At 64.1% G+C, this 14,151-nt stretch carries 16 protein-coding genes and 1 pseudogene; 8 read left to right on the top strand and 9 right to left on the bottom strand.

The features are described from left to right. The first annotated feature begins 102 nt into the window (after window positions 1-102). The 3 genes from YUA_RS0112985 (at window position 103) to YUA_RS0112970 (ending at window position 1,895) form a co-directional block, all read left to right on the top strand. Window positions 103-495: a RidA family protein gene (locus YUA_RS0112985; RefSeq protein ID WP_027531086.1), complete on the top strand. Its 393-nt coding sequence runs from the start codon at window positions 103-105 to the stop codon at window positions 493-495. 43 nt (window positions 496-538) lie between these two features. After that, complete coding sequence (locus YUA_RS0112980) at window positions 539-1,231, top strand: L-2-amino-thiazoline-4-carboxylic acid hydrolase (RefSeq protein WP_027531085.1); 693 nt, start codon at window positions 539-541, stop codon at window positions 1,229-1,231. Window positions 1,232-1,529: 298 nt separating this feature from the next. Beyond that, entirely contained in the window at window positions 1,530-1,895 is a 366-nt protein-coding gene (locus YUA_RS0112970; RefSeq protein WP_156947109.1) for a hypothetical protein, read from the top strand. A 205-nt stretch (window positions 1,896-2,100) separates the two neighbouring features. Here the strand turns inward: YUA_RS0112970 and YUA_RS0112965 are convergent, their stop codons facing one another. Together YUA_RS0112965 and YUA_RS0112960 are read right to left on the bottom strand one after the other, a co-directional pair. Beyond that, window positions 2,101-2,862, bottom strand: a complete 762-nt coding sequence (locus YUA_RS0112965) for a hypothetical protein (RefSeq protein ID WP_027531083.1) — start codon at window positions 2,860-2,862, stop codon at window positions 2,101-2,103. A 15-nt stretch (window positions 2,863-2,877) separates the two neighbouring features. Continuing rightward, window positions 2,878-3,066: a hypothetical protein gene (locus tag YUA_RS0112960; RefSeq protein WP_027531082.1), complete on the bottom strand. Its 189-nt coding sequence runs from the start codon at window positions 3,064-3,066 to the stop codon at window positions 2,878-2,880. 253 nt (window positions 3,067-3,319) lie between these two features. Between YUA_RS0112960 and YUA_RS0112955 the strand changes: the two genes are divergently transcribed. Beyond that, entirely contained in the window at window positions 3,320-4,297 is a 978-nt protein-coding gene (locus YUA_RS0112955; protein ID WP_027531081.1) for a DUF2336 domain-containing protein, read from the top strand. Here YUA_RS0112955 and YUA_RS0112950 read toward each other — a convergent pair whose 3' ends face one another. The 4 genes from YUA_RS0112950 to YUA_RS0112935 all read right to left on the bottom strand — a co-directional run bounded on the left by YUA_RS0112950 (window position 4,298) and on the right by YUA_RS0112935 (window position 7,875). Next, window positions 4,298-4,642 carry a DUF1491 family protein gene (locus YUA_RS0112950; protein ID WP_027531080.1) on the bottom strand — a complete coding sequence of 115 codons (345 nt, stop codon included), beginning with the start codon at window positions 4,640-4,642 and terminating at the stop codon, window positions 4,298-4,300. It lies immediately after the preceding gene. Between the two features lie 3 nt (window positions 4,643-4,645). After that, the gene (locus YUA_RS52540) at window positions 4,646-5,179 is read right to left on the bottom strand and encodes a BrnA antitoxin family protein (protein ID WP_371259881.1); all 534 of its coding nucleotides are present in this window, start codon (window positions 5,177-5,179) and stop codon (window positions 4,646-4,648) included. Window positions 5,180-5,285: 106 nt separating this feature from the next. Continuing rightward, complete coding sequence (locus YUA_RS0112940; RefSeq protein WP_027531078.1) at window positions 5,286-5,996, bottom strand: peptidoglycan-binding domain-containing protein; 711 nt, start codon at window positions 5,994-5,996, stop codon at window positions 5,286-5,288. Continuing rightward, entirely contained in the window at window positions 5,989-7,875 is a 1,887-nt protein-coding gene (locus YUA_RS0112935; RefSeq protein WP_084292482.1) for a PAS domain-containing sensor histidine kinase, read from the bottom strand. The genes YUA_RS0112940 and YUA_RS0112935 overlap by 8 nt, the downstream gene beginning before the upstream one ends. Window positions 7,876-8,267: 392 nt before the next feature. Between YUA_RS0112935 and YUA_RS0112930 the strand changes: the two genes are divergently transcribed. Then, a complete protein-coding gene (locus YUA_RS0112930) occupies window positions 8,268-8,699 on the top strand; it encodes a DUF5330 domain-containing protein (protein WP_027531076.1) in 432 nt (143 codons plus the stop codon). Window positions 8,700-8,769: 70 nt separating this feature from the next. Beyond that, complete coding sequence (locus tag YUA_RS0112925) at window positions 8,770-9,198, top strand: SufE family protein (protein WP_027531075.1); 429 nt, start codon at window positions 8,770-8,772, stop codon at window positions 9,196-9,198. A 120-nt stretch (window positions 9,199-9,318) separates the two neighbouring features. Here YUA_RS0112925 and YUA_RS0112920 read toward each other — a convergent pair whose 3' ends face one another. Further along, window positions 9,319-9,732, bottom strand: coding sequence for a MucR family transcriptional regulator (locus tag YUA_RS0112920; RefSeq protein ID WP_027531074.1), 414 nt, complete (start codon window positions 9,730-9,732; stop codon window positions 9,319-9,321). 162 nt (window positions 9,733-9,894) lie between these two features. After that, on the bottom strand, window positions 9,895-10,749 hold the full coding sequence (locus tag YUA_RS0112915; protein ID WP_027531073.1) for a hypothetical protein: 855 nt from the start codon (window positions 10,747-10,749) through the stop codon (window positions 9,895-9,897). A gap of 313 nt (window positions 10,750-11,062) precedes the next feature. On the opposite strand from YUA_RS0112915, the gene YUA_RS0112905 reads away from it, so the two are divergent. Next, window positions 11,063-12,712, top strand: a complete 1,650-nt coding sequence (locus tag YUA_RS0112905) for a glycosyltransferase family 39 protein (RefSeq protein WP_027531072.1) — start codon at window positions 11,063-11,065, stop codon at window positions 12,710-12,712. 171 nt (window positions 12,713-12,883) lie between these two features. Then, window positions 12,884-13,663: a class II aldolase/adducin family protein gene (locus YUA_RS0112900; RefSeq protein WP_027531071.1), complete on the top strand. Its 780-nt coding sequence runs from the start codon at window positions 12,884-12,886 to the stop codon at window positions 13,661-13,663. 345 nt (window positions 13,664-14,008) lie between these two features. On the opposite strand, the pseudogene YUA_RS51615 reads toward YUA_RS0112900, so the two are convergent. Next, window positions 14,009-14,151: pseudogene (locus YUA_RS51615) on the bottom strand (IS701 family transposase); the annotation flags it as partial.

Below are 14,151 nucleotides of genomic sequence, written 5' to 3'. Positions count from 1 at the left end.
CGTGGTCTTGCAATAGATTTTCTTGCGCTGAACCGCAGCAACAATGCTTTGCGCTGCGTCGATGTCGCCGGATACGGTCGGCCCGCAATCCGGAGACACGTCATGCCCGCAGCTCACATAGTCAGCCACAATCCCGCAACGGTCCACCCTCCCGCCGGCGGTTACAGCCTGGGACTCGAAGTGACGCAGCATCGCCGGCTGCTGTTCATCAGCGGCCAGGTGCCTGAGGCGTCCGACGGCAGCGTGCCCGAAGGGTTTGAGGCGCAATGCGAGCAGGCCTGGCGCAACGTCATGGAGGTGCTCGCCGCCGCCGGTCTTGGCGTCGCGCACCTGGTCAAGGTCACCACGTTCCTGACTGACCGCCATCAAGTCGTGGCCAACCGCGCCATTCGTCGCAGGACGCTCGGGGACCATCAGCCCGCGCTGACGGTCATGATCGCCGAGACCGTCGACAGCAAATGGCTGCTGGAGATCGAGGCGATTGCCGCAGAATGAAGCCTCTGCCGACTTTCCAACAAGCCAACGATACGAGGGTGCAATGACTGAGACCGTCCATCCCTTTTACGAGCAGCATCGCGGTGCCATGGAGGCGGCAATGCGCCATCGACTTGACCTTGCCGAGGCGATGTTGCGCGAGCGCGCGCATCTCACCGACATCGCCGAGATCAGGCGGGAGGTGATGGATGAATTCGCCATCGTGCTCACCCAGATGCCTTATGTCGGCGGCGCCGCGAGCCGCATGAGCGATGTCTTCATACGTCTCACCGGCTTCATGGCAACCAGCCGTGTGCTCCAGCGACATGGCGTGCCGCTGCCTGACATCCGCGACATCGAGCGGGAGACCTACAAGGCGCAATTGCTCACCGCGCCCGAGGCGGAACGTCTCGCCGCGGGAGATCAATTCATGTCGCCGGAGAACCAGACCTTGCTGCGCGAGCAGGCTGCAACAAGCGCGACAGAAAGCCATCAGGCAGAATTTCCGGAGGATTTCGTCTACGATTTCGTGGAGCCGGGCCCGGGTGACAGCTTTGAATTCGGCATCAACTACAAGGCATGCGGCTTCTGCAAATTCGCAGGCCGCCATGGCGACAAGGAGATTTTGCCGAACATTTGCGGGCTCGATTTCGACGCCTACGCGGCGCGCGGCATCCATCTGGAACGGACGCAAACGCTGGCCGGCGGCGCGAGCCACTGCAATTTCCGCTTTTCCCGCCTGCGCCGCGACGGTTGAAATGTCAGGGAAGAACTCCATGCACTACGACGTAGTCTTACAGTGCACGCAAAACCTCGACAATCTCCTGACCTGCCTCGACAAAGCGGAGCAGCATGCGGCTGCGAAGAACGCAGAGTGCGTTTCCTCCCGTCGGCTTCGATAAGCTTGAATTAACGCCAAATGCAACCAGAGCGTGACTTTGCCTTTACCGCCGACCGCAACGCGGTAAGACGGGATTGGTGACAATTCAACGCGTGGCGGGACGGCTTTGGCTAGCTCGAGAGTTATTGGTTTCACGCTCGTCACGGGTTTTGTCTTGCTCTTGCCGAGCTTGACTGGTTTTTGCTTCGTACAACTGCGCTACGTGTCAAATCGCGAACTGTTCGAGCGAGCGATTGCGCATCAGGCCGGGAAAATTGGCGACTACGCGCCATCGGACACGCCGGCAAAATATCTTGAGAAGCACCCCGACTGCTGTTCGATTCCGGCGTTCCAGCCGACGGACTCGTTCCTGAACATGCTGCTCGGGCAAAGAATAAGTTACGTGCGCATGGTCTACCGGATGCAGCAATCGGAGATCGACAAGAACCCGCGCGAACCGTTCTACGAGGCCTTCGTGGAAACCACGCCTTGCGGAACGACATTCCACGCTACAGGCACCAGCCGTGCTGACATGGACTAAGACGGATGACGTTCTGCAAACGCGCTGCCGGAGCTACCGTATGCCTGCCCGTTGCCGCATCTCTCGCAAGCGCGCGCGAGGTCAGGCTCGCCTATCGCGCGTCAGCGCCGCTGGCGGACGCGTTGAAGGATTTTGTCGGAAAACTCCGGAAGCAGCGTCGCAAGCCCGAGCGGACCGGGCCGCGGCCTCCTCGCTCGCGGAAACCCTAGCCCTTCGAGACGACCGCGCGGCCGTAGGCCGGCTGCGAGGCAACCGGCGGATTGGTGGTCTGGGCGGCGAGCTCGCCGATCAGGCGGTCGGCGTCGGCGGCCATGCCGTCGGGCGCCTGGATCACCAGCCGCTCCAGCGCCCAGCGATAGGATGAGACGCGCTGCTCAAGGGACAGCTGCACCCACTGGATGATCAGCGAGTTCTCCCGCATGCGTTCGACCGCATCGGTCCTCTCCGCCGGCGAGAGCGCGGAGACGCGCGCCATGCTGGCCTCGCGCTTCTTGTCGAGATCGATGACGCGGATCGCGCTTCCGAAGAACGGCTCGAAGCGGGTGATGTCGTTGCGCACGTCCTCGATCAGCTGCGCATAGCGCGAGGAATGCGAGCGATGCGGCTCGTCGATCAGCGTGCGGCCATACATCGTGCGGTCGAACACGATCTTCTGCCGCCATGGCGACGGCAACGCCTTGTAGTCGCCGAACACACTCTTCCAGGCCGGCCGCGACAGCGGCGGCTCGATCATGGGATAGGCGAGATCGCGAAGCTGACGCTCTTCGTCGGTGAGCTGGAATTGCGACGGCTTCAGGCCGAGGCTGCCGGTGGCTTCAGTGCCGAGCCAGCGATGCATGTCGTCGCTGCGCATGTCGGCACGGGTGCGGCCGAAATCACCGCCGCTGCAGGCGGCGAGCGACGCGCCTACAGCTGCGAGCAGGATGGCCGATACGATTGTACGGATCTGGCGGATGGAGTCCGGCATTGCAAAAGCCGGAACCTAGCGGCGACGACGACGGCGCCCCGGCGCTGTGCCCGCTTCCGGCCCCCGATCGCCGCTGGTTTCGTCCGCTTCGCGCTCGATGCGGATGACGGGAAGGATCAGAATCGTCCCCATGTCCGCGCGCGGTGTGACGTCCCCCGACGAGCCCACCCGGCGACCGGCCGGAAATTCAATGATGGTCCCCATAGTCAGCTCTCTCAATTGCCGCGCGACCGAACGCGCCCCAGCAACATGCGAGTCATTAGGATCAGTTTATGGTTAATGGGATGTAAACATGGCCTTTGGACCGTAACCGCACGGGCCGGCCCAAGTCGTTCCGTTGCGGCACGGGAACGGCTGAAATGAGCGGGTCTGCTTCACACCTCGTTTTCCTTAACGAGCCTTTAAAGGACCCCCTGATAGGCTGAGACAACAGTTTTTCCGAGTTGCGTACGCCTCCATGACCAAATCGCTGTTTCCCGGATTCGACGGGCTGATGACACTCTCCCGCCGCGAGGGCGTCGATGTTCGTCCGACGCTGCTGCGGGTGCTGACCGATCTGTATGTCCAGGCGCCCACCCACAGCGAGGACGAGCAACGGCAATTCATCGAGCTCGCCACGCGGCTGATCGACCAGGTCGACGACGCCACGCGCGCCGCCGTCAAGTCGCGGCTCGCGATCTATCCGCAAACGCCCGTTCCGGTGCTGCAGAAGCTCGGGCTGGTTGCCGCGCAGGAAGGCCGCAGGGTGCCGCTCGCGCGCGAAATCCCGCGCGCAGCAATCGCCCCCTCGCCTGCCCGCACGCCGACCGATGCCGAGCAGCGCATGGCCGCCAACATGGCGATGCAGCCGAAGGAAGCGGCCGAGATCCACGACATGTTCTTCGGCGCCGATGCGAGCCAGCGCGTGCTGATCCTGCACAATCTGGCGCAGACGCCGCTGAAGGCCGCGCCGCGGACTCCGACCGTGCGCGCCAAGCGCGCGATCCAGATCCTGGAGATGGCGGCGATCGCGGGCGACGTCGAGAACTTCACCTTCGAGCTCGGCGACAGCCTGATCCTGCCCTCGCGCGTCGCAGCGGAGATCGTCGACGATGCCGGCGGCGAAGCGCTCGCGATCGCCGCCCGCGCGCTGGACATGCCGAGCCCGAACTTCCAGCGCATCCTCTTGTTCTTCAAGCCGGAGATCGGCAATTCGGTGGATGCGGTCTACCGGTTGTCGCGGCTCTATGACCGTCTCAGCGACCGCTCCGCGCTGGTGATGCTCGCCGCCTGGCGCGGCTCGACGCTCGCCGTGACGCGCGCGAAGTATCAGCCGTCACTGCATGACAGCGACCGCCAGCGCGCACGCGGCGCGTCTAGCGTGTCGCGGCCGAACGTGCAGCCCGGATCGAGCCCGGCCGTGCGCACCGGCAGCGGCGGGTCGTCGGATCGGTAGTTACGTCTTCGCCAGCTCCAGGAAATGCCGCCCCGCGCGGTCCTCGGTCTCCACGATCCAGGCGTCCGGGTCGAACCGGATTTCCTTGGTCAGGCGCTCTTCCACCGCAGGCTCCGGCATCGGCTGCGCTGCCGCCGGCACGAAGAAGCGATCGACCGGGCGACCGTCGTCGTAAGAGGTCTGCGGCGCCGGCACGTAGAGCATCGCGTTGCCGTCGAGCAGCGACACTTTGACGAACACCGCGCCCGCCTCCTCGGCACCGCGACGGCGCACGGCGCCGAACACGCCCTCGGTCTGGCACCGGCGCAAGTAGGCTGAGACCCAGATATTCGATTTCAAACGCATGAATTAGCCTGCGGCGGAGCTGCGCTTGCGCTTCACCACCTTGACGAGCGCTTCGTCAATCCGGCTCTGCCAACCTGGGCCCGCAGCCTTGAAATAGTCCACCACGGAGGGGCTCAGGCGCAAGGTCACCTGTCGCTTTGTGGGGGCTTTATTGGGACCGCGACCCTTCCGCAAGCCCGGGAAGACCTCATCGAAAGTCTTGGCCCTGGCGAAGTCACCCTTAGTCCATTCCGGATTGTCGCTCACCGCACGCATATCCCGCGCAGTGTAGCCCTTCTTAGCGTCGGCTCTTTTCATAGAGGTCCCTTTCCTTCTTGCTGGCCGGGCGCATGTTGATAATGCTGACGCCCCGGTTCCGCGAGTTGCAAAGATGACCGAGACGACACCACGAATATCGATACCTATCGCACGCCAGCGGTTGCGATACGTGGCCAAGACCAAAGCGTTATCGAAGAAGGTCTCGTTGAGATCAGCGAAATCCATCCCGTGCTTGTCGAGATTGGCTCGGCGCTTTGGCTCGTCCCAAACGATCTTCACAAGATTATTTTGTAGCTACAAAATAACCTGCGGTCAATTGTAATCGCGCCCACCGCGCAAAGGCCGCAAGGACGATCGGGATTATGGATGCCTGCACGCCTGACGGTTATTCGACGGGGTGTCCGATCGCGCCGGCAAGCTCGCGCAGCAGGCGGTCCGACACCTGGCCGGTGACGGGCATCTTGTGCTGGCGTTCGAACGTCTGGATCGCCGACTGGGTCTCGCCGCTCATCGTGCCCGTGATCTTCAAATTCCCATAGCCGTATTCGGACAATGCACGCTGCACACCGGCGAGGCGGCGTGCCGCCGGGCTTTGCTGCATCGGGATCGGCGCCGGCGGCCGCGCGACAGCCACCGCAGACGGTGACGGCGTGGGTGTCGTGGCCTTGATGACCAGATTGGTCATGGGATCGCCGGCGCGCGGCGTCGAGGCCGTCGTCTCGGCGGGCTTCTCCGGCGCCTTCTCGGCCGGCTTCGGCTCGACGCGAAACTCGGTTGCTTTCGGCTCGAGCGGCGACGTGTCGGCACCGACGGGACGCGGACGCGGCATGGGATTCGACAACGACGCGGACGACGGCGCGGGAAGGTTGATCACGGTGCCGAACATCGGCGCCGGGTGCCGGCCGGTCTGCAGGAACAGCGCGTTCGCAACGATGGCGCTGATGGCCGCGGCGGCGACGAGGCCTGCCAGCGTGTCCTTGGGACTATGCAAGAGCACGCGCATCACGAGATTGCGCTCGGTCTCGACATCCACGACCGCAGCCTTGGCGCCACGGCGGCGCGGAGCGGCATCGTTCTTTGCAGACTTTCTAGGCACTTTTCTTCACCAGAGCAGGTTGGTCCTGAGGTCGGTCTTGGGGCCGGTCTTGAAGTTCTTGGCGCTGCACCGGCGCCAACGTCGCGATCTTGCTCTCCGCCGGCTTCGCTTGCGGCGGCGTGTAGACGAGCGGCAGCTTGACGGTGACGGCGGTGCCCTCGCCGAGCTTGCTTTGTACCGTCAATTCACCGAGATGCAACGCCACCAGGCTCTTCACGATCGAAAGGCCGAGGCCGGTGCCTTCGTGACGGCGCTCATAGGTCTTGCCGCACTGGAAGAACGGCGCGCCAATGCGCTTGAGATCATCAGGCGCGATGCCGACGCCGGTGTCGCTGATGCGCAGCGTGAGCTGCGAGGCCGATGCCGCCGCAGACACCGTGACCTGGCCGCCGCGCTCGGTGAACTTGACGGCGTTGGCGACGAGATTAAGCACGATCTGCTTGAAGGCGCGCGGATCGCCGGTCATGACCGGCAGATCCTGGGGCGCATCGGTGATGAGGTCGATGCCGTTCTCGCGTGCCTTCAACGACAGCAGATTGCAGCAATGCATCAGCGAGGCGCGCGGCGCGAACGGCTCCGGCGCAATCTCGAAATTGCCCGATTCCATCTTCGACATGTCGAGGATGCCGTTGACGACCGAGAGCAGATGCTGGCCGGACGCGTTGATCAGCTCGGCATATTCCTTGCGCTGGCTAGCTGCCAGCATCAGGGTCTGCTCCTGCGCGATCATCTCGGAGAAGCCGATGATGGCGTTGAGTGGCGTGCGCAGCTCGTGGCTCATGGTGGCGAGGAAACGCGTCTTGGCGGCATCGGCGGCTTCCGCCGCGCTGCGGGCCTGATCGAGCGCCTGCTCCGACAGCTTGCGATCGGTGACGTCGCGCATCATGGCGACGACTTCAGCCTCTCGCGTGAGATCACGGCCCAGATCCTGATCGAGCGGCCGGCAGCGCATCTCGACCCAGATGAAGTCGACCTGAGGGTTGCCCTGGGCGCGCTCGGAACCGGTGGGCTCGCGCCGCAGCCGGAATTCGACGCTGCACACATCGCCGCGCGCGGCATCGGAGAGCGCGGTGAGATAGGCAGGACGATCGGCGACATGAACGCGATCGAACAAGCCATGGCCAAGCAGTTGCGCGACCGGCATGCCGAGCATGGCCTCCGCGGCCTGTGAGATGAACTGCACCGCGCCGTTGCGCTGATGCCGCGAGATCACGTCGCTCATGTTGCGCGCCAAGAGGCGATAGCGCTCCTCCTCGCGCGACAGCAGCGTGACGCTGGTGCGCGCGAGCGACTCGGCGCCGAAGGCGAGGCCCGCAGCGTAGAGCGTTGCCGACGCGACGCCGAATGCCATCATCGCACCGCGTTCTGCGGCGCTGAGGTCTCCGGCCGGCAACCAGCCAAGCTGGCTGAGCAGGATCAACAGTCCCGCGCAGGACAGCGCGAGCAGCGAGGCAAAGGCCGCGACGCGGCGCGAGGCCGACAGCGCGGCTTCGAGAGGAACCACGACCAGCCAGATCGCCGCAAATGATTCGATGCCGCCGGTCGTGGCCGCAATCGCCATGATCAGCCCGGCGAGCGCCAGCGACGACAGCACATGGGCGCCTTCATAGCGGCCGGTGCGCGAGAGGAACCACGACAACAGGATCGGCGCGATCAGCCAGGCGAAGGCAGCGACCTCGATCGCGCTTGGCGCGCCACGCAGGACGAGATAAACGGGAAATGCGGCAAAGGCGGCCAGGCTTCCGAGAAGCCGCGGCGCCATGAAGGCCCGATGGCGCGCACGCGTCAGCGCATCGTAACGCGCCGAGGGATGCAGCAGCGCATCGAGACAATCGCGGATGATACTCAAAACTGTCACGGGTCTCGCGCTTCGGCTCATTCGTCTTGGAAGACGTGCCGGAACGCCTCCTTGTCGTTGAGCCAACGTGTCAGAGCGACCTTAAACGAGTGCTAAGGCGGATCGGCCCGCCGCCGGACGCCGCGTTATCGCGGAGATTTTTAGACGATTTGGCGATGTCATCATCAGGGATGGTGAACACAGGGTTTCGCCGTCCCGCTCATGGTTTCGAATTGGTGGACGCGTGGGGCCGGAACACCACCACGGGCGCCGGCGTCAATCGAAAATTTACGAGACTTCCAATCGCGAAGGTTTTTGCGTCAATTTTCTGCGAATTAAGCGGAAGGCAATCACTTGCGATTTATCGAGAGTTGCTAGGTCCGACGCGTTCTGCGGGAATCGCCGCGACGGGATCTAACGTACAGGTTCGCAAGATGCGCTTTCTGCTCCGCATCACATTCTGGCTCGGGCTGGTGCTGGTGCTCCTGCCGCGGGACAAGACGCCCGAATCGGACAAGCTGCCGCAGATCGGCGCTGCCGACGCGGTGCAGGCTGCGACCGCGGCCGTCTCCGACATGACCCAGTTCTGCAAACGCCAGCCCGCGGCCTGCGAGGTCGGCGGACAGGCCGCCACCATCATCGGCCAGCGGGCGCAGGACGGCGCGAAGAAGATCTACCAGATCATCAACGACAAGAAAGAGCAGCTCGAGAAGAACGAGAAGATCGAGAACAAGAAGGCGCCCGACCACACCGGCTCGATCGCGGTCGCCGGTGAAGGCGATGCCGCCGCGACCGAAGCGCCGCGCGACACGCTGACCCAGGACGATCTCGCGCTGGAATGGCGCGGACCGGAGACGGCGAATTAGGCCCCAGATCCTATCGATTTCGGCAGCCCCCGTCCCTATATTGGGCTGAACGGAAACCGACGGGCCATCAATGACTGCGATCGACGAGATCAGGGACAATTTCGAGCTGCTCGAAGACTGGGACGACCGCTACCGGTACGTCATCGAGCTCGGCCGCACCCTGGAACCGATGCCCGAGGCGGAACATTCGGCCGAGAACAAAGTGAATGGCTGCGTCAGCCAGGTCTGGCTCCAGAAGCTGGTCGATCGCGGCGATGGCGCGCCGATCCTGAAGTATCGCGGCGACAGCGACGCGCATATCGTGCGCGGGCTGGTCGCGATCGTGCTCGCGCTCTATTCCGGCCGCACGCCGCAGGAGATCCTCGAGACCGATGCGATTGCCGTGTTCAACGAGTTCGGCTTCCGCGACCATCTGACGCCGCAGCGCTCCAACGGCCTGCGTTCGATGGTCGAGCGGATCAAGACCGACGCGAAAGAGGCGCTCGCGGAAGCTTCGTGAAATACGAACTGCCGTAGGGTGGGCAAAGCGGAGCGTGCCCACCATTCTAGGTGCGATCGAAGAAAGTTGGTGGGCACGGCGCTCCGCGCTTTGCCCACCTACGAAATCCGGGGCGCGGCCCTATTTCCGCTTCCGCTGCTGCTGTCCCAAGCCCATCTTCTTCGCGAGCTGCGAGCGCGCCACCGCGTAGTTCGGCGCGACCATGGGATAGTCGGCCGGCAGGCTCCATTTCTCGCGGTATTGCTCGGGCGTCATGTTGTACTGGGTGCGCAGATGGCGCTTCAGCGATTTGAAGCGCTTGCCGTCTTCCAGGCACACCAGATAGTCCGGCGCGATCGACTTCTTCAGTGAGACCGCAGGCTTTGCCGGTTCGAGCGGCGCTTCGACGCGGCCCGACGATACCCGCGTCAAGGCGCCATGCACCTGGCTGATCAGGTTCGGAATCTCCGCGGCCGGCGTCGGGTTGTTGCTGAGATAGGCCGACACAATGCTCGCCGTCAGCTCGATGAAATTTTTAGCCCCGGCATCCGACATGGGCTCGACCTCTCTCCAATCCGATTCCGTCGCGCTGCATTGGCGGCGGTGAAGTATTCTCTGTCAACAATACGTTTGGCCGAAATTCGACGACTGGAAAATATGAACCGATTACTGATCTCGCGACAACAATTGCGAGACTTTACTTGAACGCAGCGGGTCTCAGGACCGCTGGTCGAGATGGGCGCGCAGCTCGTCGATCGAAGCGAAGCGCATCATGCCCTCCGGCATCTGCGCCTCGATCGAGCCGTCGGAATAGAGCGAGTAGGCCATGCCGTCGACAACGCCGGATTTGAGCACTGTCACCGGCGACTGTTCGGCCGGCGGCGGCTCGGGTGCAGGCGGAGGTGGAGCAGAAGGTGTCGCAGGCTCGAAGGTCGATGCCGGGCGCGGCGGAGGCGGACGACGCGCCGCGGACGGCTCCGGCGGCCGCGCGCGGTCCAGCTTCGGCCAGGCATCGTCGAAGCTCGCGGGCGGAGCCTCAGGCGCGGCCGGCTCCGCGGGCTCGGCATGTGGTAGCGGCGGCAGGCTGTCGGTCGCCTTTGCCTCGGCGCGCTCGCGCTCCCTGCGCGAGCTCGACGCGAACATCAGGTTGCGCCGACGCGGTGCTTCCGGAGCTGCGGGCGGGGGCGGCGGCGCTTCCGGCTCGACCGCTGTCTCGGCCCGCGGGCGCTCGCGTACAGGCGCTTCAGTCTGCCATGGCGGCGCAGCGAGCGTTGGCGGGGGCTCTGCCACAGGCGCACTTGGTCCATTTGGCGCGGCGAGGCCCGGCGGCAGCACCGGCCTCACGCGAACCTCCGAGGCCGCGGCAGTTGCGGCCAGACGGCGGGCGATGCCTTGCAACTCCAGCAGCACGACGTAGAGGCCGACCAGTAACATTCCGGAGCAGACGCCAATCGTTCCGCTCGTTATGAGCGTGCTGCCGAGGCTGAAATCCCTGATCGAATAGCCAAACGCGACCGCAAGGAGGCCCGCCACCACGGCGAAAATCCCTACAATCAACAAAGCCAAGCTCATCGAACATACCCCCGGCCGCGCATCCACGCACGACACCCGTTACGCCACGATACCGTCATACTGCGTTCCTCGCCAACGACCAATTGCCGGCGCCGTTCCTAAAGGGAAGGATATCAGGGACTTATTCACATTCCCTTCAGCAACGATCCGCTACCTCTCAATGTGCTCCCAACTTTCTGGAATTGCTGCGTCGCATCAGGGATTTAGCCATAATGCCCAATTACTTGGTAATGGAACTGCGCTATAGGGAACCCGGGGAGCAGGCCCGCGCGCACCAGCAGGGCCAAGAGGGGATTCCGGGTCACCAATAGCCATGACATCCATCACGACTTCGGCGATCGACACGCCTCTCGGGCGCTCGGTTGAACGGACTTGCGACGACCTCGCCATGCTGGTGCTGGCTGCCGTCGCCGTCATCGCAGGCCTGACCTTCCGCGACTACGGGCTCGGCTGGGACGACTACACCCATGCCGAATATGCCGACCTGCTGCTGCGCATGTTCGGTTCCGGCTTCAGGGACACCTCGGCGCTCTCCTTCGCCAATCTCTATATGTATGGCGGCGGCTTCGACATGGTCGCAGCCCTGCTGCACAAGATCCTCCCGCTCGAGCTGTTCGAGACGCGACGCCTGGTCGGCGCGATCGTCGGCGTGATCGGGCTTGCAGTCACGTGGCGGCTCGGCCGCCGCGTCGGCGGACCGCTTGCAGGCCTTGCCGCGCTCCTGCTGCTGGCGCTCTGCCCGATTTTCTACGGCCACATGTTCATGAACCCGAAGGATGCGCCCTTCGCAGTGGCGATGATCATCCTGATGCTGGGCCTGGTGCGACTTGCCGAGGAATATCCAAAACCCTCGCCGCGCACGATCCTGATCGTCGGCCTCGGTGCTGGCCTCTCGATCGGCTGCCGCATCCTGGGCGGGCTCGCGCTGGTCTATGCGATGACCGGCTTCATGCCGCTGTTCCTGGAAGAGCTGCGCACCGAGGGCGCGCGCGAGGCGGTCCGCCGTTTCGCCCATGTCGTCTACGTGCTGCTGCCCGGCCTCGCCTTCGGCTATCTCGTGATGGGCCTGATCTGGCCGTGGTCGATCATGGAGCCCGGCAATCCCTTCGAGGCCCTGACCTATTTCTCGCACTTCTTCGAGAAGCCCTGGAAGGAGATGTTCGACGGCGCGATCGTATCCGTGCCCGACATGCCCTGGTCGTATCTGCCGACGCTGTTCGCGCTGCAGCTGCCCGAAGTGATGCTGGTTCTGATGGCCGGCGCGGTGTTCAGCACCTTCGCCATGCTGCCGCGTCGCGAGGTTCCGGCGCGCCGCAAGACCATCCTGCTGATGCTGACGCTCGCGGCCACCCTGCCGCTCGCGATCGCGATGGTGAAGCGTCCGGCGCTCTACAACGGCATCCGCCATTTCGTCTTCGTGATCCCGCCGATGGCGGTGCTCGGCGGCGTCGCCTTCGCCTGGACCATGGAACGCCTGCGCGCCAACCACCGCGCCTGGCAGCCGGCCATGCTCGCCGTCTTCTGCTTCGGCCTGGCGCTGCCGCTTGCCGAGATGATCCGGCTGCATCCCTATCAATACACTCACTTCAACCATATCGCCGGCACGGTGCGCGCCGCCGACGACCGCTTCATGCTGGACTATTGGGGCCTCGCGCTGAAGCAGGCCTCCGACGAGCTGCGCGAGCAGCTGGTGGAGCGCCAGGAAGTGCCGCCGCGCAATCGCAAATGGAAGGTCGCGGTGTGCGGTCCGCAGCGCCCGGCTCAGGTGGCGCTCGGCCCCGACTTCACCATCGGCTGGGATTCCAATGCGGCCGATTTCGCCATGACGCTCGGCGAATTCTACTGCAAGGGCCTCACCGCGCCCGTGCTGGTCGAGATCAAGCGCGACGACGTGGTGTTCGCTCGCGTCTACGACATCCGCGGCCGCAGCATTTCCAGCCTGCTGTCGATCCCGGCGCCGTAAAATTCTTCTCCAGCCTGTAGCCCGGATTACGCGCAGCGCAATCCGGGAGCCCCGCATTGCGCTTCGCTCCATGCGGGCTACGCTGAACTGCCGCGCTTCATGCGCCTTGCTGCCGGCCTCACCCAAGACTAGGCTCCCTCCCCGCAACAACGAAGTTCGGAGAGATTTGCCATGTCACCAGCGGAAGCGCGCCTGAAGGAAGTGCCGTCGAACATGACGGAGGCGGAGTGGCAGCAGCGGGTCAATCTCGCCGCCTGCTATCGTCTCGTCTCGCTGTATGGCTGGGACGATCTGGTCGACACCCACATCTCCGCGCGCGTGCCGGGCCCCGACCATCACTTCCTGATCAACCCCTACGGGCTGATGTTCGACGAGATCACGGCCTCGAGCCTGGTCAAGGTCGATTTGCACGGCAACCAGCTCAGCGAGAGCGAGTACAGCATCAACCCGGCCGGCTTCACCATCCATTCGGCGATCCACGAGGTGCGTGAGGACGCGATCTGCGTGCTGCATCTCCACACGCTGGACGGCACCGCGGTGTCGAGCAGTGCCGAAGGCCTGCTGCCGCTGAACCAGACCGCGCAGCTCGTCACCCACGACCTCGCCTATCACGACTATGAAGGCATCGCGCTCGATCACGACGAGCGGCCGCGGCTGCAGAAGGACCTCGGCGACCACAACCACATGCTGCTGCGCAACCACGGCACGCTGACTGTCGGCCGCTCGGTCGCTTCCGCCTTCGAGCGCATGTACCACCTCGAGCGCGCCTGTTCGATACAGGTGCGCACCCGCGCGCTGGGCACGCCGGTCTATCCGGTCGAGGACATCGCGATCGAGAAGAACACCGAGCTGCTCGCCAACCGCGACCGCGCCGAGCTGCGTGCAACGAACCTGGTGTGGCCGCCGCTGCTGCGCAAGCTCGATCGCGAACTCCCAGGCTACCGGTCTTGAAATTTGCGGGATTTCGTGTAGGGTAGTCGCCAACACCCTCTGCACGTTTTGGAATGAAACGCCGCCCAATTCCGGGCGGCGTTTTTATTTGTAAGGTTTCGTAGTTCGTAGGGTGGATTAGCTCGCGGCTGCGCGAAGCGCAGTCCGCTAGCGTAATCCACCACGCATCCGCACATGCAGAACGAAGTTGGTGGATTACGCCTTCGGCTAATCTTACTGCGTCATGGGCGTCGTCGTCCATTGGATGCTGCGCCGATGCCACAGCATGGACATCGCGGCAAGGTTTTAATGAGCATGCGGATCAATCGGGCGCGCATGGTTGCGATCGAGTTCGGGACGTGGCGTTCAGGCCGCGTGGGCGGAGCCTCTCGGTCGATAATCGTCGGGTAAGCGAGGTACCGGGACTGACGGGGCGGAACGTGGTCCTGAGGGGGGAATCGTCGCCTGCTCGGCGATCAGAAAGCCATAGGCTGCGATGCACAGGGTTG

It is taken from the genome of Bradyrhizobium sp. WSM3983 (assembly GCF_000473045.1).
Taxonomy (GTDB): domain Bacteria; phylum Pseudomonadota; class Alphaproteobacteria; order Rhizobiales; family Xanthobacteraceae; genus Bradyrhizobium.
The sequence above is the reverse complement of the archived record's forward strand: the minus strand, read 5'-3'. Positions and strand labels throughout refer to the sequence as shown.

Coding starts and splice junctions, on each gene's coding strand:
- YUA_RS0112965 (WP_027531083.1), bottom strand. CDS start 2,862: ATGCCGGACTCCATCCGCCAGATCCGTACAATCGTATCGGCCATCCTG.
- YUA_RS0112950 (WP_027531080.1), bottom strand. CDS start 4,642: ATGCGTTTGAAATCGAATATCTGGGTCTCAGCCTACTTGCGCCGGTGC.
- YUA_RS0112980 (WP_027531085.1), top strand. CDS start 539: ATGACTGAGACCGTCCATCCCTTTTACGAGCAGCATCGCGGTGCCATG.
- YUA_RS0112925 (WP_027531075.1), top strand. CDS start 8,770: ATGACTGCGATCGACGAGATCAGGGACAATTTCGAGCTGCTCGAAGAC.
- YUA_RS0112935 (WP_084292482.1), bottom strand. CDS start 7,875: ATGAGCCGAAGCGCGAGACCCGTGACAGTTTTGAGTATCATCCGCGAT.
- YUA_RS0112920 (WP_027531074.1), bottom strand. CDS start 9,732: ATGTCGGATGCCGGGGCTAAAAATTTCATCGAGCTGACGGCGAGCATT.
- YUA_RS0112930 (WP_027531076.1), top strand. CDS start 8,268: ATGCGCTTTCTGCTCCGCATCACATTCTGGCTCGGGCTGGTGCTGGTG.
- YUA_RS0112985 (WP_027531086.1), top strand. CDS start 103: ATGCCCGCAGCTCACATAGTCAGCCACAATCCCGCAACGGTCCACCCT.
- YUA_RS0112960 (WP_027531082.1), bottom strand. CDS start 3,066: ATGGGGACCATCATTGAATTTCCGGCCGGTCGCCGGGTGGGCTCGTCG.
- YUA_RS0112955 (WP_027531081.1), top strand. CDS start 3,320: ATGACCAAATCGCTGTTTCCCGGATTCGACGGGCTGATGACACTCTCC.
- YUA_RS0112905 (WP_027531072.1), top strand. CDS start 11,063: ATGACATCCATCACGACTTCGGCGATCGACACGCCTCTCGGGCGCTCG.
- YUA_RS0112915 (WP_027531073.1), bottom strand. CDS start 10,749: ATGAGCTTGGCTTTGTTGATTGTAGGGATTTTCGCCGTGGTGGCGGGC.
- YUA_RS0112900 (WP_027531071.1), top strand. CDS start 12,884: ATGTCACCAGCGGAAGCGCGCCTGAAGGAAGTGCCGTCGAACATGACG.